The 17674-nt window shown below is 71.7% G+C and carries 21 protein-coding genes and 1 pseudogene; 5 read left to right on the plus strand and 17 right to left on the minus strand.

What is annotated here, in order from left to right; translation table 11 throughout:
• Positions 1 to 237: 237 nt before the first annotated feature.
• From F0344_RS03890 to F0344_RS03910, 5 genes are read right to left on the minus strand one after another with little or no spacing between them, the layout of a single operon-like run.
• Positions 238 to 1491, minus strand: a complete 1254-nt coding sequence (locus tag F0344_RS03890) for an ABC transporter substrate-binding protein (protein WP_185297425.1) — start codon at positions 1489 to 1491, stop codon at positions 238 to 240.
• Positions 1488 to 2615: a branched-chain amino acid ABC transporter permease gene (locus F0344_RS03895; RefSeq protein ID WP_185297426.1), complete on the minus strand. Its 1128-nt coding sequence runs from the start codon at positions 2613 to 2615 to the stop codon at positions 1488 to 1490. The genes F0344_RS03890 and F0344_RS03895 overlap by 4 nt, the downstream gene beginning before the upstream one ends.
• Positions 2608 to 3498, minus strand: coding sequence for a branched-chain amino acid ABC transporter permease (locus F0344_RS03900; protein ID WP_185297427.1), 891 nt, complete (start codon positions 3496 to 3498; stop codon positions 2608 to 2610). Before F0344_RS03900 ends, F0344_RS03895 begins: the two co-directional genes overlap by 8 nt.
• Entirely contained in the window at positions 3495 to 4307 is an 813-nt protein-coding gene (locus F0344_RS03905; RefSeq protein ID WP_185297428.1) for an ABC transporter ATP-binding protein, read from the minus strand. The genes F0344_RS03900 and F0344_RS03905 overlap by 4 nt, the downstream gene beginning before the upstream one ends.
• Entirely contained in the window at positions 4295 to 5092 is a 798-nt protein-coding gene (locus tag F0344_RS03910; RefSeq protein ID WP_185297429.1) for an ABC transporter ATP-binding protein, read from the minus strand. Before F0344_RS03910 ends, F0344_RS03905 begins: the two co-directional genes overlap by 13 nt.
• Positions 5093 to 5341: 249 nt before the next feature.
• Here F0344_RS03910 and F0344_RS03915 point away from each other — a divergent pair, with 249 nt between their 5' ends.
• On the plus strand, positions 5342 to 6061 hold the full coding sequence (locus tag F0344_RS03915; protein ID WP_185297430.1) for a PucR family transcriptional regulator: 720 nt from the start codon (positions 5342 to 5344) through the stop codon (positions 6059 to 6061).
• Between the two features lie 233 nt (positions 6062 to 6294).
• On the opposite strand, the gene F0344_RS03920 is transcribed toward F0344_RS03915, so the two are convergent.
• The gene (locus F0344_RS03920) at positions 6295 to 7410 is read right to left on the minus strand and encodes a glycerate kinase (protein WP_185302503.1); all 1116 of its coding nucleotides are present in this window, start codon (positions 7408 to 7410) and stop codon (positions 6295 to 6297) included.
• Between the two features lie 135 nt (positions 7411 to 7545).
• Here F0344_RS03920 and F0344_RS03925 point away from each other — a divergent pair, with 135 nt between their 5' ends.
• Positions 7546 to 8040 carry an NUDIX domain-containing protein gene (locus tag F0344_RS03925; protein ID WP_185297431.1) on the plus strand — a complete coding sequence of 165 codons (495 nt, stop codon included), beginning with the start codon at positions 7546 to 7548 and terminating at the stop codon, positions 8038 to 8040.
• A gap of 356 nt (positions 8041 to 8396) precedes the next feature.
• On the opposite strand, the gene F0344_RS03930 is transcribed toward F0344_RS03925, so the two are convergent.
• The 4 genes from F0344_RS03930 to F0344_RS03945 are packed head-to-tail and all read right to left on the minus strand — an operon-like array spanning position 8397 to position 9607.
• A complete protein-coding gene (locus tag F0344_RS03930; RefSeq protein WP_185303025.1) occupies positions 8397 to 8567 on the minus strand; it encodes a hypothetical protein in 171 nt (56 codons plus the stop codon).
• Positions 8564 to 8872, minus strand: a complete 309-nt coding sequence (locus F0344_RS03935) for a hypothetical protein (RefSeq protein ID WP_185303026.1) — start codon at positions 8870 to 8872, stop codon at positions 8564 to 8566. Before F0344_RS03935 ends, F0344_RS03930 begins: the two co-directional genes overlap by 4 nt.
• An 11-nt stretch (positions 8873 to 8883) precedes the next feature.
• Positions 8884 to 9228, minus strand: a complete 345-nt coding sequence (locus F0344_RS03940; RefSeq protein WP_185297432.1) for a DUF6247 family protein — start codon at positions 9226 to 9228, stop codon at positions 8884 to 8886.
• Positions 9229 to 9259: 31 nt separating this feature from the next.
• The gene (locus F0344_RS03945) at positions 9260 to 9607 is read right to left on the minus strand and encodes a hypothetical protein (protein ID WP_185297433.1); all 348 of its coding nucleotides are present in this window, start codon (positions 9605 to 9607) and stop codon (positions 9260 to 9262) included.
• A gap of 134 nt (positions 9608 to 9741) precedes the next feature.
• On the opposite strand from F0344_RS03945, the gene F0344_RS36445 reads away from it, so the two are divergent.
• On the plus strand, positions 9742 to 10035 hold the full coding sequence (locus F0344_RS36445) for a hypothetical protein (protein ID WP_185297434.1): 294 nt from the start codon (positions 9742 to 9744) through the stop codon (positions 10033 to 10035).
• A 585-nt stretch (positions 10036 to 10620) separates the two neighbouring features.
• On the opposite strand, the gene F0344_RS03955 is transcribed toward F0344_RS36445, so the two are convergent.
• Positions 10621 to 11034 (minus strand): (2Fe-2S) ferredoxin domain-containing protein, encoded by a 414-nt coding sequence (locus F0344_RS03955; RefSeq protein ID WP_185297435.1) that lies wholly within the window; start codon positions 11032 to 11034, stop codon positions 10621 to 10623.
• Between the two features lie 335 nt (positions 11035 to 11369).
• On the opposite strand from F0344_RS03955, the gene F0344_RS03960 reads away from it, so the two are divergent.
• Positions 11370 to 11954 (plus strand): TMEM165/GDT1 family protein, encoded by a 585-nt coding sequence (locus F0344_RS03960; RefSeq protein WP_185297436.1) that lies wholly within the window; start codon positions 11370 to 11372, stop codon positions 11952 to 11954.
• A gap of 86 nt (positions 11955 to 12040) precedes the next feature.
• Here F0344_RS03960 and F0344_RS03965 read toward each other — a convergent pair whose 3' ends face one another.
• From F0344_RS03965 to F0344_RS03990, 6 genes and pseudogenes are all read right to left on the minus strand, one after another.
• Positions 12041 to 12559 carry a methylated-DNA--[protein]-cysteine S-methyltransferase gene (locus tag F0344_RS03965; RefSeq protein ID WP_185297437.1) on the minus strand — a complete coding sequence of 173 codons (519 nt, stop codon included), beginning with the start codon at positions 12557 to 12559 and terminating at the stop codon, positions 12041 to 12043.
• 11 nt (positions 12560 to 12570) lie between these two features.
• Positions 12571 to 14043, minus strand: coding sequence for an AlkA N-terminal domain-containing protein (locus tag F0344_RS03970; protein WP_185297438.1), 1473 nt, complete (start codon positions 14041 to 14043; stop codon positions 12571 to 12573).
• 89 nt (positions 14044 to 14132) lie between these two features.
• A complete protein-coding gene (locus tag F0344_RS03975) occupies positions 14133 to 14519 on the minus strand; it encodes a hypothetical protein (protein ID WP_185303027.1) in 387 nt (128 codons plus the stop codon).
• 137 nt (positions 14520 to 14656) lie between these two features.
• Positions 14657 to 16072 (minus strand): phytoene desaturase family protein, encoded by a 1416-nt coding sequence (locus tag F0344_RS03980; RefSeq protein ID WP_185297439.1) that lies wholly within the window; start codon positions 16070 to 16072, stop codon positions 14657 to 14659.
• Positions 16073 to 16149: 77 nt separating this feature from the next.
• Positions 16150 to 17004, minus strand: a complete 855-nt coding sequence (locus F0344_RS03985; protein WP_185297440.1) for an inositol monophosphatase family protein — start codon at positions 17002 to 17004, stop codon at positions 16150 to 16152.
• Positions 17005 to 17049: 45 nt separating this feature from the next.
• Positions 17050 to 17217: pseudogene (locus F0344_RS03990) on the minus strand (hypothetical protein); the annotation flags it as partial.
• Between the two features lie 60 nt (positions 17218 to 17277).
• Here F0344_RS03990 and F0344_RS03995 point away from each other — a divergent pair.
• On the plus strand, positions 17278 to 17655 hold the full coding sequence (locus F0344_RS03995; RefSeq protein WP_185297441.1) for a VOC family protein: 378 nt from the start codon (positions 17278 to 17280) through the stop codon (positions 17653 to 17655).
• The last annotated feature ends 19 nt before the right edge of the window (positions 17656 to 17674 follow it).

Genomic DNA, 17674 nt, shown 5'->3' on the forward strand with positions numbered 1-17674 from the left:
ACGACGTACACGAGGGCCCGGATACTCCCCAGTATCCGGGCCCTCGTGCGTGGGGGCGGGCCGTTGCGGCGGCCTGTGCGGCCCGTACGGGCCCTGTGAGCCCGGCGCGCTCCCCGGGGGGCCCATGCCCCGATCGCGGGGCGCCTGGCGGGGCCGGGAACGCCTGAACGGGCCCGGCCGGGTCGGCCGGGCCCGTTCAGGGCCTGCGGATCAGAGCGTTCGGTGCGGTGGGGTGGGTCAGGGCTTCAGCGCGAAGCCTTCGGCGGCGGGGGCCACCGAGGCCGGGCGCACCACCTTGAGGCCGCCGGGGGCCTTGGCGTCCGGCTTCATGATGACGCTCTCGCGGGTGGAGGGCGCCGCCGGGTCCGAGAAGTCGTGTGTGATCCCGAATCCGTTGTCGTACGCCGTGAGGGTCAGCAGCGCCCTGTCGACGCCCTCGCGGGTGAGGTCCTTGGCCTCGCACGCCTTCTTCAGGGCCTCGCCGAAGACGGACGCCGCCGAGTAACCGGCGACGACGCCGTTGTCGAGACCGTCCTTCGGGTACTGGGCCGCGTAGTCCTTGGCGAGCTTCGCCGGGCCGGCGCCCGGGTCGCCGATCGGCAGGGTGGAGGAGGCGATGTAGTAGTCCTTGAGCAGGGCCGGGCCCGCCGGGGTCTTGAGGAGCTGCGGGGCGTACGCCGAGTTGTTGCCGACGACCGGGACGTTGAAGCCGGTGGCCGCGGCGACACCGACCAGGGAGGCCGCCTGGCGGGGGCCCGCGCTGAGGACGATGGCCTTGACCCCCGCCTGCTTGAGCGCGGAGACCTGTGCGGTCATGTCGTTGTCCGTCGGCTTGATCTTCTGCTCGACGACGGTGAGGCCCGCCGCCTTCGCCGCGTGCTTCGAGCCGGCCAGGGCGTTCTCGCCGTAGTCGCCCTCGAAGTAGACGTGGCCGACCTTGTCACCCTTGGCGATGCGCTTCTCGGCGAGCAGGTAGTCGATCAGGTTGATCGTCTCGACGTCGTAGGTGGCGCCGATGACGCGGACGTACTTGGAGCCGAGCAGGTTCGCCGACCAGGCCTGCGGCAGCACGAGGCCCTTGTCCTGGGTGTCGATGCGCTGCTCGACGGCCGCGACGAACGGGGAGCCGATGAACTGGGTGAAGCCGAGGACCTCCGGTTCGAGCTCGGTGTAGGCCGCGATGGCCTTCTGCGGGTCGTAGCCGTGGTCGCGGACCGTCAGCGCGATCTTCCGGTCGCAGATGCCGCCCGCGGCGTTGGTCTCCTTCACCCACAGCTGCTGGGCCTGGGTGACGCTCTTGCCCAGCGAGGCGTACACGCCGGTCATGTCGGTCAGGGAGCCGAGGGTGATCGTCGAGGCGGTGACTCCCTCGCCGGTCTTCACTCCGCTCTTGTCCTGCTTGTCGCCGCCGTTGTCGGCGGCCTTTCCGCTGCATCCCACGAGCGTGAGGGTGAGGGCCGCGCATACGGCCGGGATCACTCGCAGTTTCATTTCTTCTCCCCTGGTTTCTTCAGACGCGTAAGGCCGCCGGGCAGGAACAGGACCACCGCGACCACCGCGGCGCCGTACAGATAGCGCGATGCCTCACCCGGTGCGAGACCACCCGTACCCGGGGCGGAGACCAGGGGAAGGGAGTCGCTGTAGTGGGTGAGCACCTGAGGCAGCAGCGAGACGAAGGCGGCGCCGACGACGGCTCCCGCGACACTGCCGAGCCCGCCGATGACGATCATGGCGAGGTACTCGAGGGACAGGATCATGCCGAAGTACTCCGGCACGGTCCGCTGGAAGACCAGTGCGAGCAGGACGCCCGCGAGGCCCGCGTACATCGAGGACAGGACGAAGACGCCGGCCCGGTAGCGGGCCACCGGGACGCCCATGACGCCTGCGGCGATCCGGTGGTCGCGGATGGCGTTGAGCGCCCGGCCCGGCCTGCCGCGCAGCACCCCGCGGGCGAAGAGCCCGCTGAGGAGCAGGGCGAGCAGTGCCACGTACCAGAGCTTCTCGGAGGACTGGAAGGGGACCGCCGCGATGACGACCTCGGTGTCGTCGAAGGTGAACCCGAAGAGCGAGAGCGGCGGGACGGGGCGGCCGTTGAAGCCGCCGGTGAGCGAGCCGGCGTTGAACAGCACGTGCTGGCCGATGAAGATCAGGGCGAGTGTGGCGATGCCGAGGTAGGCGCCGCGCAGCCGCCCCGCGATCGGGCTGAAGACTCCGCCCGCCGCGCCCGCCAGGAGCACGGCGAGGATCGCCGCGAGCCAGGTGGGCAGTCCGAGTCCGGTGAGTGTGTGCCCGTTCTCGGTACTGCTCTCCCCCGCCAGGATGCAGTAGCTGTACGCGCCCACGGCGAGGAAGAAGGCGTGGCCCATGGAGAGCTGGCCGGTGCTGCCGGTGAGGAGGTTGATACCGATGGCCCCGATCGCGGCGGCCATCGCGAACAGTCCCGCCTGGAGCCAGAAGCGGTCCAGGTAGAACGGGAGCACGAGGAGCAGGAGCGAGCCGACGAGCCAGAGGTACGTACGGGGCCTGCGCAGCCGCAGGAGGGCGCCGGCCGGTGCCGGTGTGCTGTCCGGTGGGGTCCCGGGGGCTGCCGTGGCGGTTTCGACGGTGTCAGACACGGGCGAGCTCCTTCGTGCCGAAGAGTCCCGCGGGCCGGACGAGCAGGACGATCACCATCACCAGATAGGGAGCGAGGTCCCCGATGCCCCGTCCGAGGAAGGACAGGTCGCTCTGGTAGCCGGTGGCCAGTGATTCGGTGACGCCGACGATGAGCCCTCCGGCGAGTGCGCCCGTCGTCGAGTCGAGACCGCCGAGGATCGCGGCGGGGAACGCCTTGAGTGCGGCGAGCGAGGTGGCCCGTTCGAGGCCGGGGGTCGGGAACACCGTGAGGAACAGCGCGGCGACGGCGGCGAGGGCTCCGGCCACCGCCCAGGCGGAGAGCGAGACCCTGCCGAGCTTGATGCCCATGAGCGCCGCGGTCTGCGGGTTCTCGGCGGCGGCGCGCATCGACACCCCCCAGGAGGTGAACCGGAACGCGAGCAGGAACACCGTGATGAGGAGTCCCGCGACGAGGAACGCGGCGATGCGCGTCTCGGCGAGCGTGACTCCTCCGATGGTGACGACGTCGTCGCCCCACGGGTCGCCCATCGCCATGACGTCGGTTCCCATGCGGCGGGTGAGTTCCGTGACCAGGATGATGTCCACGCCGATGGTGACGATGGCCAGGACACTGTGGTCGCTGCCCCGGTAGCGCCGCATCACGAGGAACTCGACTCCGGCGCCGACGACCGCGGCGCCCGCGATGCCGGCGCCGAGCGCCGGCCAGAAGCCGATGTCGTCGTGGAGCACGGCGGTGACGTATCCGCCGGCCAGCAGCAGCGAGGCGTGGGCGAAGTTGACGACCTCGGTGGCCTTGAAGATGACGACGAAGCCGAGCGCGATGAGCGCGTAGACCGAGCCGATGGAGAGGCCGCCGAGGAGGAGTTCGATGAAGGTGGTCATTCCTGTGCCCCCAAGTAGGCCCGGACGACGGCCGGGTCGTTCTGGACCTCGGCGGGGCTGCCGCCCGCGATCCTGCGTCCGAAGTCGAGTACGGTCACGGCGTCCGCGAGCCGCATCACCACGCCCATGTCGTGCTCGACCAGCACGATGGAGATGCCGAGGCTGTCGCGTACCCCGGCGACCACGGCCGCCACGCGGCGCCGTTCGTCCGCGGTCATTCCGGCGACGGGTTCGTCCAGGAGCAGGACCTGCGGTTCCATGCACAGGGCGCGGCCGAGCTCGACGAGCTTCTGCTTCCCATACGGGAGAGCGCCCGCAGGGTGGTCCAACTCCTTCTCCAGGCCGATGAATTCGGCGATCTCACGGACTCGTTCGAGATGCAGCCGTGCCTCGCGGGCCGCGGAGGGCAGCCACAGACCGGTGGCCAGGAACCCGGAGCGGGTGAGGCGGTGCCGGCCGAGCAGCATGCTCTCGGCGACGGTGGCGTGCGGGGGCAGTGCCAGGTTCTGGAACGTACGGGCCACGCCGAGTGCGGCGATTTGGTGCGGAGCGAGGCCGGTCAGTTCGGTGTCGCCGAGGTGCACGGCCCCGGAGGTCGCCCGGTAGACGCCGGAGAGCACGTTGAAGCAGGTCGACTTGCCCGCTCCGTTGGGGCCGATGACGGCGTGCACACTGCCCGGTTCGACGGTGAACGAGACCCCGTCGAGGGCGGTGAGCCCGGCGAACCGTACGGTCACGTCCCGGACGGCGAGTGCGGCCGGTGCCGTCGGGGCCGTGGGGGTGGCGGGTGCGGTCTTCACGCGGACCACCTGCTCAGGGCGCGGGGTGTGCTGTCCGCCCGGCCGGCGTCCTCGGCGGCGGTCTCGTCGACGACGCCCAGGTAGCGGCGGCGTACCTCGTCGGACGCGGCGAGTTCGTCGGCCGGTCCTTCGAGCGCGACCTCGCCGACGTCCAGGACGTACGCCGTGGAGGCGAGCCGCAGGGCGATGGACGCGTTCTGCTCGACGAGCATCACAGAGGTCCCGGAGGCGTTGATCTCCTGCACGGTCTCGGCGATCTTCTGCGCCATCAACGGGGCCAGACCGAGGGACGGTTCGTCGAGCAGGAGCAGCCTCGGTCCGGCCATCAGGGCTCTCCCCATGGCGAGCATCTGCTGCTCGCCGCCGGACAGCAGCCCGGCCCGCTGGTGCGCGCGCTGGGCGAGGACCGGGAACAGTTCGTGTACGCGGGTCAGCGCGGCGGCCACGGACTTGCGGCCGCCCCGGGCCCCGAGTGCGCCCGCCCGCAGGTTGTCGGCCACCGTCATCCGGGCGAACACCTGCCGCCCCTCCGGTACCTGGACCACTCCCGCGGCCACCACCTGGGCGGGCCGCAGCCCGTCCAGGGCCTGGCCGTCGAAGCGGATGGTGCCCGTGCCCGTCCCGCGGTGGAAGCCGAGGGTCCGCGATACGGCCCGCAGCAGCGTGGTCTTGCCGGCGCCGTTGCCACCGAGTACGGCGGTGATCGCGCCGGCCGGCACGTCGACGGAGACGTCGCGCAGGGCCCGTACCGGGCCGTAGCCCACGGACAGTGCGCGGATCTCGAGCGTTGCCATGCGTCCTCCTCCTTCCGCCTTGTCGTTGTCGTGTGCAGTGCGTGGTGTGGTGCCACAGACCAGCACCGGGCGGGCCGGGCGTCCACGGCGTACGGCCGAGACGAGGCGGGTGACCAGCGAGTGAAGGGCCCTGTTGTGCAGGCGCACAGCGCGGCGCCAGGCGCTGGTGACCCGGACCGCACCGGTGGCATCCTCACCAGCCATGAGCGGCCGCAGAGCCCGACGTGACCGCGGAACGGGGAGCAGACCATGCAGCGGCGCAGTGACGAGCGGGTCCGGGCGCTGCTCGACGCGCTACTGGAGGGCCGGTCGTCGCCGGGCCTCGTGGAGCGGGCCGCCGCGGGGCTGGGACTGCCGGAACGCGGGCGGTACGCGGTGGCGGTGCTGCGCGCCGAACGGCCCGAGCCGGTCCGCTGGGCGGTGGACGTGGACGGCATGCGGTTCTGGTGGCGGACACGGGCGGACCGCGAGATCGCGGTCGTCGGCCTCGGGGAGCGGGGTCTGGCCGAGCTGACCGCTGTGCTGGTGGGCCGGTGCAGCGGGCCGGGCGGGATCAGCCCGGTGGTGGATGGCCTGGCCGAACTGGACCGGGCCCGGCTGCTGGCCGAGGCGGCGCTGCTGACGTGTGCGGGGGGATCGCGGAGGATCGTGCGCGTGGAGGAGCGGCTGACGACGGCGCTGCTGGTGAGTCAGCCGGAGCTTTCGGCGCGGCTGGTCACGGATGTCTTCGGTCCGCTGCTGACGCTGGAACCCGCGGAGCGGGCGCTGCTGGTGGAGACGCTGGACGCGTGGCTGGAGTGCGGTGGGTCGGCGGGGCGGGCCGCGGGGCAGCTGTTCTGCCACCGGAACACGGTGTTCAACCGCTTGCGGCGCCTGGAGACGCTGACGTCACGGTCGTTGTCGCGACCGCGTGAGCTGATCGAGATGACGCTGGCCCTCGACGCGTTTCGCCTGACGGCGGTGCGGTGACCGGGGCCCTGTCGGTGGTCCCTACCCGGGGCTCCGCCCCGGACTCTGGTCCTCAATCGCCGGACGGGCTTGGTTTTTCCGCCGCCCGGGTTCTCGAGCACAGACTGGGCAGCGCGTCCAAGGACCGGGGACGATGTCAAGCCCCTCCGGCGATTGAGGAGCGGGGGTGTGGGGGCGGAGCCCCCGCCGCCGCCGGCAGGGCCCCGCCACCGCACTCGTCAGGTCGGCTCGGCTCAGGTCAGGAAGTCGTGTGCGATCGACTCCGCGACGCGTTCCAGCAACGGCCCCGCCTGCGCCATGCACACCGCCGGGTCCGGTTCCAGCTCGGTCAGGGCGTACGCGCGCCGGATTCCCGCCCGGCCCAGGGCCTCGGGGGGAAGTGCCAGGCGCCCGCACACGGCGACCACCTCCACGCCCGCCGCCCGGGCGGCCGCCGCGACGCCCGCCGGGGCCTTGCCGTGCAGGGTCTGCTCGTCGAGGGAGCCCTCGCCTGTGATGACCAGCGTCGCCCGCGCCAACGCTGGCGCGAAGCCGAGGACGTCGAGCATGACCTCGATGCCGGGGCGGAAACGGGCCCCGAGCGCCACCAGGGCGCCGTAGCCGATCCCACCGGCCGCGCCCGCGCCGGGAAGCGCCGCGTGGTCCGGGCCGAGGACCGACGCGTAGTGGGTGAGTGCCGCGTCGAGGGCCACGACGTCGTCCTCGGTCGCCCCCTTCTGCCGCCCGTACACCTCGGGTGCGCCCTTGGGCCCGGTCAGCGGGTTGTCCACATCGCTGGCCAGGATCAGGTCGACGTCCGCGAGGCGGGGGTCGAGCCCGGAGAGGTCCGCCTCGGCCAGTTCCGCCAGGGCGCCGCCGCCGGGACCGACGGGCTTGCGGTCCGCGTCCAGGAACCGGGCTCCGAGCGCGGAGAGCATGCCCGCGCCGCCGTCCGTGGTGGCGCTGCCGCCCACTCCGAACACGATGGCCCTGGCGCCCGCGTCGAGCGCGGCCCGCAGCAGTTCGCCGGAGCCGTACGTCGTCGCCGTGAGCGGGGCGAACACCCCCTCGGGCAGATGCTGGAGACCCGAGGCCTCCGCCATCTCCACCACCGCGGTGGACCCGCGCAGCGCGTACGCCGCGGTGACCGTCTCCCCGAGGGGCCCGGTCACCCGCGCCTCGCGGCGCTCGAATCCGGCGGCCACGGCCGCCGCCACCGTGCCGTCGCCACCGTCCGCGACGGGCAGGGTCTCGACCCGTACGCCGGGAACGGCACGCCGCAGCCCAGCCGTCACCCGCTCCGCGACCTGTACGGCCGTGAGCGAGCCTTTGAACTTGTCCGCCGCCACGAGCACGCGAGCGGTCTCGATCACTGCTCCGTCCGTCACCTTGCATCCCTTGCTTTCGAACAGGCAGTCGCGCCGCCCCGACCCTATCCGGACCACCCCTGATCCGCCCATGGGTGTCCAGCGACCGGGCGCCCGCGCAGCACTACGCTGCCCCGGGTGACCACCACTGACTACGCCACGTACATTTCGGGGCTGCCCCGTGTCCTGGCCGCCGCGGCCTCGCTGTTCCGCGACGACGACGGGCGTCTCCTCCTCGTGGAGCCCAATTACCGTGCCGGCTGGGCGCTGCCGGGCGGCACGGTCGAGTCCGACACCGGCGAGAGCCCCCGAAAGGCCGCACGGCGTGAGACTGCGGAGGAGATCGGCCTCGATCTGGAGCCCGGCCGGCTGCTGGCCGTCGACTGGTCGCGCGGCAGCGGGCGTCCGCCGATCGCCGCGTACCTCTACGACGGGGGCGTGCTCACAGAGGCGCAGTGCGCGGCGATCCGGCTCCAGGAGGAGGAACTCCTGTCCTGGAAGCTCGTGGCGCCCGCCGATCTCGGCCGCCATCTGCTCGGCACGCTCGCCCTGCGGGTGGCCGCCGCGCTTACGGTGCTGGACTCGGGCGCGGGCACGGTGGAGCTGGAGGACGGCAGACCCGTCACCGTCTGAACCCGCTTTCATTCACGCGCCATTGGTCCCTCGTGCACCCGCGCCCGGAGACATCCGGGGTCCACGACGGCGAAGGGATCGGGCACCCGATGGGACACATACGCGGCCTGTGGAAGACGGCCGTAACAGTATCCACCGCAAGGTTGTCGAGCTCGATGTACGGCTTCGAAAGCGTCTCGCACTGCTCGACCAGCAGCAACTGATGTCGACGAAGCCACCTCGGATCCTCAACGCAGCGATTGTACTGAGCGTTTCCGATCTGCCTTCTTGCGAGTGAAGATCGCTTCTGTGCGATCACGAGCAGGGCACGAAACGCGCTCGGTAGGGCCAAGCCAGGGCATGTGCGGATCGTCCGGCTACCGCTTCGTGGCGATCAACGGTTTCAGGAATGGGCTCGGTTGTCCGTGCCAGAAGATGTCGAGGCTGTCGCGGGTCCGGGTGGTCGCCACGAACAGGAGGGAGCGGGCGCGCTGTACCTCGCGGCGGTAGCGGACCGGGTCCTCGGTTGGGGCAGGTGCCGGGCTCATTGCCAGAAGCACTCGTCGATCACGATCTGTGGGTCCGTGGCGCGGGCGGTGAAGTGGTACCTCAGCCATCCGCGGCCGTAGTCGAAGTAGAGGATGTGTTCGCCGCGTGGGCGGGTGGACTGGACCGGTTCGACGCTCATCCCGGCCGCCAGACCCCTGTCGGCGTCGATGCCCAGGAAGTACGGATCCTGTGCGGTGACCAGCTCGGCGCGGGCGGCGGCGACAGGGGCCTGGGCTGGTTCGGGGAGGGCGTTGCGGTTGTCCTCGGCTCCCTTGGTCCAGTCCGCCTGCCAGGGTGGTCCCATGAATTTGCTTGTCACTGGCCGGGGTTCACCTGCGCCACCGTGCGGCGGATGCGTCCGGCTTCCTCGATGAGGGCCTTGGCGCGGGCATAGTCGGGTTCCTGGCCGGCCTCGTCCTCCAGGCGGTGGACCGTGGCCTCGTTCCGTGGGTCGCGGGCGAGGGCGTACTCGCCCCACCAACGGGCCATGAAGGCGGGCACCGGCGCGAGGTCGTAGGCGTCGGCGATGTCGCGGCGCCAGTGCCGGTCGAAGTCGACGAGGAGTTGCGGCGCGTACTGGGCGATGGCGGCGCGGAGGGCCTTGGGATTCCGCTCGGGCATGGGCGGGACACCCCTGGCGCTGTGGGCGGCTGTGCTCATGAGCGTGAGCCCTTTCGTGATGACGGGGTGATCAGGCGGCCGTGGCCGGTTCCTGTACGACGGTGGTGACGATCTTGAGCCGACCGTCGCAGTAGGCCACCAGTAGCGCTTCGAAAGCGGCGGAGATCGAAGTCCCGCCCTGCGCGGCGCGGTGCTCGGCCGCCGTCCAGTCGGCATCGCCGATCCTGATGAGTTTCGCGGTGCGTGAGGCGGCTGCCGGGTTGTCCGCGGGGTCGGGAGTGATCCTGCCGTGGCCGTAGGCGGCGACGAGGCGGCCGCCGGTCCAGCCGATCGGGCGGCCGTCACGCTGCTTGCTCTTCTCACCTGCGCGTTTCCACACGGAAGTGTCCACGTACAGCGAGTGCTGCCGTTCGGGCATGGTGGCCTCCTCCATGGCGTGGCGCCAGCCTACTACTCCTTTTTGAGATAGAGAGGTGGGGGCGCATCGCCGCGCGGTCGGGACGTGCGCGCCACCTCGGCCCAGACCGTCTTGCCTGGGGCGTGGAGCCGGTAGTGCCAGTCCCAGCGAGTGGCGAGGCCCCCGACCAGGAGGAGGCCACGGCCTGCCGTGGCCAGTTCCTCGTGGGGCGCGGGAAGAGCGGGGAGTCGCTCGCTGCGGGTGTCGTCGACCTCGACGCGTACGCAGGCGGCGTCGGCGGTCACCCGGAGACCGAAGTCGCGGCCGGGGACTCGGCCGTCGCCGCCTCGGTCGGCCGGCTCGGCGTGGTCCTTGCCTACCTCGCCCTCGACATCACCGCTGTGAGCAGCCAGGACATACCGACGGTACGAGGTGCCTACGCCCGATGAAGGTGACAGTCCTGTATGCCATCTTGCCGCTGGCCGTCATATCGGAGCTCATCGGGATCGTCAACGAACTAGGTCCTGTCTGGAGTTCCAGCGCGGGAGAAGGAGCGGCGTCCGGTGCCGTCGAATCCAAGGCGGAGGAGGGAGCGATGGCGGAGCCCTCGCGACTGACGACAACGCCGGAGGCGGCGGTGCCGGACGCCGCGTCGCCGCGGGGGAACTCCAGACAGGACCTAGGCACGCCGTGGGCCCTGTTCCGGAACTACTGGAGGCTGGTGAAACTCCTGCTCACAGTCTTCGCCGCCACGGTCCTTCTGATAGAGACACAGACCGCGAGCCAATTGGCAGAGACAGCGGCATCCAGCGCCGATCCCCACGAGCTGTTGCACTCGGTCGGCGGCCTGGTGGTGCTGCTCATCATCCTGAGCCTTGACCCGTACGGCGGTTGTCGACACCGCGGGGGCCGCCCACAGCGGCGCCCGCCCGGAGCGGTGGCGGCGCGGCCGGAGGTGTCACGGGCGGAGGCTGCGGACAGCCGCCCGGCCGGGCACGACACCCTCGCCGTTCGCGCCGCTGGGCTGAGGGTTCTCAGCGGCCCGGGCGCTCCAGCTCAGCCTGTACACGACGGGAGGGCTGGAACACGTACAGGTCGAGGATGTCGGGGGCGTCCACGAGGCCGGGGCCGCCCCCGGCGACCCAGGCCGCGATGTCGGCCACCGCGTCCGGGTCGTTGACCAGTCCGAGCCAGACAGGCCGGCCACCCGCCCTGCGGCCCTCGGCGGAGGGCTGTACGACGATGACGTTGCCGTGCTCGCACGCGTCCAGGCACTCCACGGCGCGCACCGTGGCGGTGGCACCGGCTGTCTCCTTCAGCCGGCGCAGCTGACCGGCGTGATCGACGCCGGGGATCTTGGCGGTGCCGCAGCAGCAGCCCCGGCAGACACTGACGGTGGGGCGGGGCGTGCCCGGTTCGGGGGCGGCCTTACGGGTGCGGCGGCTCATTCGGGAACACTTCCGGTCGCGGCGCGGATGATCACCGTGGGACTGTACCGACCCGCCCGCACGTCGAACAGCTGATCTCCGCCACCGCGGGATCGGGTATCGTTGGTGGCTGCGAAGGGGAGTAGCCCCGCAAACCGGTCGTCGACACACTGGAGCCCTCGGGTTCCCGGTGGCCGGGCTCGTAGATCCTTACGGGCGGGCGAGACCTTCGGTCAGGTATGACGCGCCCGCGCCCTGCGGGCGCTGACGTCATGCCGGGCCGAGTGGTGCTCCGGAAGCCCGCCTGGCGCTTCGCGAAGATCCCGGGCCCGGCTCGTAGAAGAAAGCCACCCGGTATGCATCTCGACCCCCTGGCGATCCTCACCGCCTTCGGGCTGATCTTCCTCGCGGAGCTCCCCGACAAGACGATGTTCGCTTCGCTGGCCATGGGCACGCGCATGCGCCCGCTCTACGTGTGGTTCGGCACGTCCTCCGCGTTCGTCGTGCACGTCGCCATCGCCGTCGGCGCCGGCGGGCTGATCGGTCTGCTGCCCGACTGGACGGTCAAGCTGGTCTCGGCCCTGCTCTTCGCGTTCGGCGCGTTCATGCTGCTGCGCAACGGGGCCGACGACGGGGACGAGGACACCGAAGTCAAGACCGTGACCGGTTTCTGGCCGGTCTACTCGACGGCCTTCATGGCGGTCTTCATCAGCGAGTGGGGCGATCTCACCCAGATCACCACCGCCAACCTCGCGGCGAGCAACGGAGCCTGGTCCACCGCGATCGGTTCGGCCGTCGCCCTCATGTCCGTCTCCGCGCTGGCCCTGCTGGCCGGGCGTTTCATCGCCAAGCGGGTGCCGCTGAAGACGGTGCAGCGCATCGGCGGAATCTGCATGCTGGGACTCGCGATCTGGTCGGCCGTGGAGATCTTCACCGGCTGACCGGCCCCGCACCGGGATCGGAAGAGTCCGGTACGGCACGAGGGGGCGGCGGCCGGAAGAGGACGGTAGGCCGAAGAAGGCAGTGGTCAGAAGAGAGCCGGTACGTCGCCCTCCGCCCCGCTCTCGAAGGCCAGCAGCCGCTGCTTGCGGTCCAGACCGCCGCCGTATCCGGTGAGGCCGCCCGACGCTCCGACGACCCGGTGGCAGGGGACGATGATGCCGATGGGGTTCTTGCCGTTGGCGAGGCCCACGGCCCGGGAGGCACCGGGGTTGCCGAGGAGGTCGGCCAGCTCTCCGTACGAGCGGGTCTCTCCGTACGGGATACGGGTCAGCTCGGCCCAGACGCTGCGCTGGAACGGGGTGCCGGCCAGGTGCAGCGGCAGATCGAACGCGCGCAGTCCGCCCGCGAAGTACGCGTCGAGCTGCTCGGTCACCGGTCCGAAGGGGCGGGGATCGGGTGCCCCGAAGGTCTCCTCGGGCGGGCGGTGACGCTGGCCGGTCATGTAGAGGCCGGCCAGGACCCCGTCCGTCGCGACGAGCGTGAGCGGCCCGTAGGGGCTGTCGACGACCGTGTGCTGCCGGGTCGCGGAGTGAGTCGTTGTCATGGGAGGCGTCCTTACGCGGGCAGGTGGTTGATCGGGTGGTCGTCGACGGTCCACAGGTATTGAACGGCGTACGCCCGCCAGGGGCGCCAGTGCGTGGCGCGCGCGGTGAGCGCGGCGGGGGTCGCCGGGAGGCCGAGTTGTGCTGCCGCCCGTCTGATGCCCAGGTCGGTGGGGAGGAAGGCGTCCGGATCACCGAGCGCCCGCATGGCGATCACCTCGACCGTCCAGGGGCCGAAGCCCGGGAGTGCGGTCAGCTCGGCGCGGGCCCGCTCCCAGTCGGTGTCCGTGCCCAGGCGCAGGGAGTCGTCCGCGAGCGCCGCCACGAGGGTGGTGAGCGTGGTGCGCCGGGTACGCGGCAGCGCGAGCGCCTCCGGATCGAGTCCGGCGAGCGCCTGCGGGGTGGGGAAGAGATGGGTCAGTCCGCCCTCGGGGTCGTCCACGGGCGTCCCGTGGGCGGTGACGAGCCGGGCGGCGTGGGTGCGGGCGGCGGCCGTCGAGACCTGCTGGCCGAGGACCGCCCGTACGGCGAATTCCGCACCGTCGACGGTACGGGGCACCCGGCGTCCGGGGGCCTCGTCGACGAGCGGGGCGAGCAGCGGATCGGCGCGCAGCTGTTCGTCGACGGCCACCGGGTCGGCGTCCAGGTCCAGCAGCCACCGGCAGCGGCTGATCGCCTGGGTGAGGTCGCGGGGGTCGGTGAGCAGGAGCCGGCAGGCGATGTGGCCGGGGCGCGGGGTGAGGGACACGATGCCGTGCCCGTGCGGGAGGGTGAGCGTGCGGCGATACGCGCCGTCGCGCCACTCCTCGACGCCGGGCACCGCCGTCGCGGCGAGATGGCCGAAGAGGTTGCTGGGGTTGAGCGGGGCACGGTAGGGGAGGCGCAGGGCGATCACACCCGGCGTCGCGGCCGGTCCGCTCCCCCGGGCGGCGCGGGTCCGCAGTTCGCCAGGGGCGAGCCCGAAGACCTCGCGGACGGTGTCGTTGAAGGTGCGGATCGAGGAGAACCCTGCGGCGAACGCCACCTCGGCCATGGGGAGTCCGGTGGTCTCGATGAGCAGCCGGGCCGTCTGCGCACGCTGCGAACGGGCCAGCGCGAGGGGCCCCGCGCCGAGCTCGGCGAGCAGTTGGCGTTCGATCTGGCGGGCGGAGTATCCGAGGCGTGCGGCGAGGCCGGCCACACCCTCACGGTCGACGACCCCGTCCGCGATGAGGCGCATGGCGCGGGCGACGGAGTCGGCGCGCGCGTTCCACTGCGGGGAGCCGGGGCTGGTGTCGGGGCGGCACCGCTTGCAGGCCCGGAATCCGGCCTGCTGGCAGGCGGCGGCGCTGGGCAGGAAGGTCATGTTCTCGACCTTGGGCGGCACGACGGGGCAACTGGGGCGGCAGTAGATCCGGGTGGTCAGGACTGCCGTGAAGAACCATCCGTCGAAGCGGGCGTCCTTGGACCGGACGGCCCGTACGCAACGCTCGGTGTCGGTGTGCATGGTTCAAGGATGGGGCAGTCGCGGCTCGACGGCTGGCGGAAATCCGACATCAGCCTTCGCCGGCCAGGGCCTTTCGGAACGACCGGGCATCAGAGCGGGACGAAGGCGGGCCACCAGGCCGGGATGTTGTCCGGGCAGGCCGGGGACGGGTAGTCCATGGCTCCCACGGCGGAGGCGATGAACCAGAGCAGCCAGAGGTTCGCCGCGACCGCACCGATCACGGCGGCCCTGCGGCCGAACCTTCCCGCGGCTCCGCGAACGAGGGTCCACAACACGACGGTCAGCACCCAGAAGACCGGCAGCAGGAAGATCAGGACCATGGAATTCGCGGAGGAATTGACGCCCGTGTCACAGGAGTTCCACATGGCGCCGACGAGGAGGACACCCGCCAGTGACGTCGGAATTCCGGAAAGGGCCCCCATGCGAAATCCGACGGACCAGTGACCGCCGGAGACCCGGTCCGTTCCTGCACTCATCACTTCTCCACCTCAAGCATACGAAAAGGCGGTACGGCAGCCGTGCCGACGCTTACGAGAAGCGCCGGCACGGCGTACACCCGGGTCCTCGCAGCAGTCCGGACGGGTGGCCGTCGGTCTCGCTAACGGCGCCCGGCTCAGGACGCGCGCAGTCGCCGCCAGACCGCCTTCGCCGCGTGGTGGCCTGACATGCCGTGCACACCCGGGCCGGGCGGGGTGGCCGAGGAGCAGAGGAAGACCGCCGGGTGCGCGGTGGCGTACGGCACGCGGGCCAGTTTGGGGCGGATCAGCGTCTGGAGACCGGCGAAGGCACCGCAGGCGATGTCACCGCCCACGTAGTTGGCGTTGCGGGCGGCGAGTTCCGGGGGGCCCGCGACGGCGCGGGCGAGGACCAGGTCGCGGAATCCCGGCGCGAAGCGCTCGAGCTGGCGCTCGATGACGTCGGTGGCGTCGCCCGTCCAGCCCGCCGGAACATGCCCGTACACCCAGAAGACATGGCGGCCTCCGGGCGCCCTGGACGGGTCGGTGAGCGTCGGCTGAGCGGTGATCAGGAAGGGGACGCTCGGGTCACGGCCGTCGACGGCGGCGCGCAGGGCGCTGTCGATCTCCCCCTCGGTGGGGCCGATGTGAACGGTCCCGGCCCGCCTGGCGTCCTTCGCGGTCCACGGGACGGGGCCCGACAGCGCATAGTCGATCTTGAAGGCGGCGGCTCCGTAACGGTATCCGCGGTAGGCGTCGCCGAGGCCCGCGATCCGCGCGAGGGCGGTCGGCGAGGTGTCGAAGACGTAGGCGCGGGCGGGCGGCAGCTCGTCCAGGCGTTTGACCTCGAAACCGGTGCGGATGGTGCCGCCCAGTTCCCGCAGATACGAGGCGAGCGCGTCGGAGATCGCCTGCGAGCCGCCGCGCGGCACGGGCCAGCCGTTCTCGTGGGCGGCGAGCGCGAAGACGAGAGCGATGGCGCCGGTGGCGAATCCGCTGGTGGGAGCGATGGCGTGGGCGGCGAGGCCGGCGAGGAGACCGCGCGCCTTCGGGTCGCGGAATCGCCGGGCGAGCCAGCTCGCGGGCTGGAGGCCGACCAGACCGAAGCGGGCGAGACGGTACGGATCGCGGGGCAGTCCGTCCCACGGGGTGCGCAGGAAGTCGGCGGCCAGGGTGTCCCAGTGGCCGAGATGCGGTGTGACGAGACGGCGGTAGGCCCCCGCGTCCCGCGGCCCGAGCGACATAGCGCTCTCCCCCACCGACTGTGTGAGCACGGCGGCGGAGCCGTCGGGGAAGGGGTGGGCGAGCGACAGTTCCGGCTGGAGCCACTCCAGACCGTGGCGGCCCAGCGGCATGCCCCGGAAGGCGGGCGACCCTGTGCCCAGCGGATGTACGGCCGAGCACGGGTCGTGGCGGAAGCCGGGGAGGGTGAGCTCTTCGGTACGCGCCCCTCCGCCGATGGTGCCGTGGGCCTCGAACACCTCTACGGAGAAGCCCCGGCGGGCCAACTCAACTGCGGCGGTGAGTCCGTTGGGCCCCGCCCCCACGACGACTGCATCAAGCATCGACGACACCTTGGGACTCCTTTGTCAGCCGGCGGCCAGGACACCCAGGATATTCGGGGCCCCGGCTCGGGGTGGTGCGGGTCCGGTCAGACGCCGGTGCGCAGCGCGGCGAGGATGCGGTCCCTGGTGTTCTCGTCGCGGGCTGCCGTGAAGGGCAGGTCGTTGCCGCCGGTGATCCGGAAGGCGGCGCCGGAGAGCGTGGCCTGTGCGCCGCCCGCCTCGGTGACCAGGAGCAGGCCGGCCGCGTGGTCCCAGGCGAACTCCCAGTTGAACGCCACCGCGTCCTGGGCGCCGCAGGCGACCGCGAGGTATTCGAGTCCCGCTGATCCGCAGGGGCGGGGGTCGATGCCCTCCGTGCGCAGTCCGAGCAGGGCGCGCTTCTGGGCGTCCGAGGTGAAGTCGGGGTGGGACATCGCCACCTTCAGGACGGCGCCGGGCGCGGGCGAGCCCGCCTGCAGCGGCTTGCCGTTGAGGGTGGCGCCCCGCCCGCGCACCGCGATCGCCATCTCGTCCAGCGCGGCGGCGTACGTCCACGAGGCGAGGACCTGGCCGTGGTGGGCGAGGGCGACCAGGGTGCAGAAGCCGGGTTCGCCGCGGACGAACTGACGGGTGCCGTCGACCGGGTCGACGATCCATACGGGAGCCTCGCCGCCGAGGGCGTCGTACACCCGGGGGTCGGCGTGGACGGCTTCCTCGCCGACGACGACCGAGCCGGGGAGCAGCCGGGTCAGGGACTCCGTCAGATGCTCCTCGGCGAGCCGGTCGGCGGTGGTGACCAGGTCGTGCGGACCGCTCTTCTCGATGATCTCGTGGGTGGCGAGCTGCTGGTAGCGCGGCATGATCTCGGCGGCGGCCGCTGCGCGGACCGCCGCCTCGACCTGGCTCAGGTGCCCGGCGTTCCCGGCGGTCTCGGCGTTCTCAGCCAGAAAGTCATCGATCATGCCTCCAGCTAAGCACGGTCGGCGGGGGACGCGTCGGGCGGGCGGTCAGCGGCCGACCGCGTACCCCTGCATGCCACGTGGGTTGGCGGCCGCGGACAGGACTCCGGTGCGCGGGTCGCGGGCGACGGCGCACATCCGGCCCTCCGACCACGGGTCGCCGACCGTCACGTCGTGGCCACGGCGGCGCAGCTCGGCGACGGTCTCCGGGTCCATCCCTTGATCTTCGCAGGGAATCCCGGCCTGAAGGCCGGGATTCCCTGCGAAGATCAAGGGATGGCATGTCGCATCAGTGAACTGGTCATCGACGCCGCCGACGCCGAGCGGCTCGCCGTCTTCTGGAGCCAGGTCCTCGGCTACGTCGAACTCGGCCGGGAGGACGACGGCAGCATCGAGCTCGGGCCGCCCGACGCGGGCTTCGGCGGCCCGCAGCCCACCCTCGTCATCAGCCCCAGCAGCGACCCGCGGACCGGGAAGCTCCGGCTGCACATCGACGTCAGTCCCACCGACCGCGACCAGGACACCGAGTTGGAGCGCCTGCTCGCTCTCGGCGCCACGCCCGTCGCCTTCGGTCAGACCGGGAACTGGCACGTCCTGACGGACCCGGAAGGCAACGAGTTCTGTCTCCTGCACTCCAGGCTCCGGCCCGTCTGACCACACGCGGGCACCGTAG

Origin of the sequence: Streptomyces finlayi, assembly GCF_014216315.1 — a bacterium.
Lineage (GTDB): Bacteria > Actinomycetota > Actinomycetes > Streptomycetales > Streptomycetaceae > Streptomyces > Streptomyces finlayi_A.

Coding starts and splice junctions, on each gene's coding strand:
- F0344_RS03960 (WP_185297436.1), top strand. CDS start 11,370: ATGCATCTCGACCCCCTGGCGATCCTCACCGCCTTCGGGCTGATCTTC.
- F0344_RS03900 (WP_185297427.1), bottom strand. CDS start 3,498: ATGACCACCTTCATCGAACTCCTCCTCGGCGGCCTCTCCATCGGCTCG.
- F0344_RS03890 (WP_185297425.1), bottom strand. CDS start 1,491: ATGAAACTGCGAGTGATCCCGGCCGTATGCGCGGCCCTCACCCTCACG.
- F0344_RS03985 (WP_185297440.1), bottom strand. CDS start 17,004: ATGATCGATGACTTTCTGGCTGAGAACGCCGAGACCGCCGGGAACGCC.
- F0344_RS03935 (WP_185303026.1), bottom strand. CDS start 8,872: ATGGGACCACCCTGGCAGGCGGACTGGACCAAGGGAGCCGAGGACAAC.
- F0344_RS03970 (WP_185297438.1), bottom strand. CDS start 14,043: ATGCACACCGACACCGAGCGTTGCGTACGGGCCGTCCGGTCCAAGGAC.
- F0344_RS03915 (WP_185297430.1), top strand. CDS start 5,342: ATGCAGCGGCGCAGTGACGAGCGGGTCCGGGCGCTGCTCGACGCGCTA.
- F0344_RS03910 (WP_185297429.1), bottom strand. CDS start 5,092: ATGGCAACGCTCGAGATCCGCGCACTGTCCGTGGGCTACGGCCCGGTA.
- F0344_RS03995 (WP_185297441.1), top strand. CDS start 17,278: ATGGCATGTCGCATCAGTGAACTGGTCATCGACGCCGCCGACGCCGAG.
- F0344_RS03940 (WP_185297432.1), bottom strand. CDS start 9,228: ATGAGCACAGCCGCCCACAGCGCCAGGGGTGTCCCGCCCATGCCCGAG.
- F0344_RS03945 (WP_185297433.1), bottom strand. CDS start 9,607: ATGCCCGAACGGCAGCACTCGCTGTACGTGGACACTTCCGTGTGGAAA.
- F0344_RS03930 (WP_185303025.1), bottom strand. CDS start 8,567: ATGAGCCCGGCACCTGCCCCAACCGAGGACCCGGTCCGCTACCGCCGC.
- F0344_RS03975 (WP_185303027.1), bottom strand. CDS start 14,519: ATGAGTGCAGGAACGGACCGGGTCTCCGGCGGTCACTGGTCCGTCGGA.
- F0344_RS03965 (WP_185297437.1), bottom strand. CDS start 12,559: ATGACAACGACTCACTCCGCGACCCGGCAGCACACGGTCGTCGACAGC.
- F0344_RS03955 (WP_185297435.1), bottom strand. CDS start 11,034: ATGAGCCGCCGCACCCGTAAGGCCGCCCCCGAACCGGGCACGCCCCGC.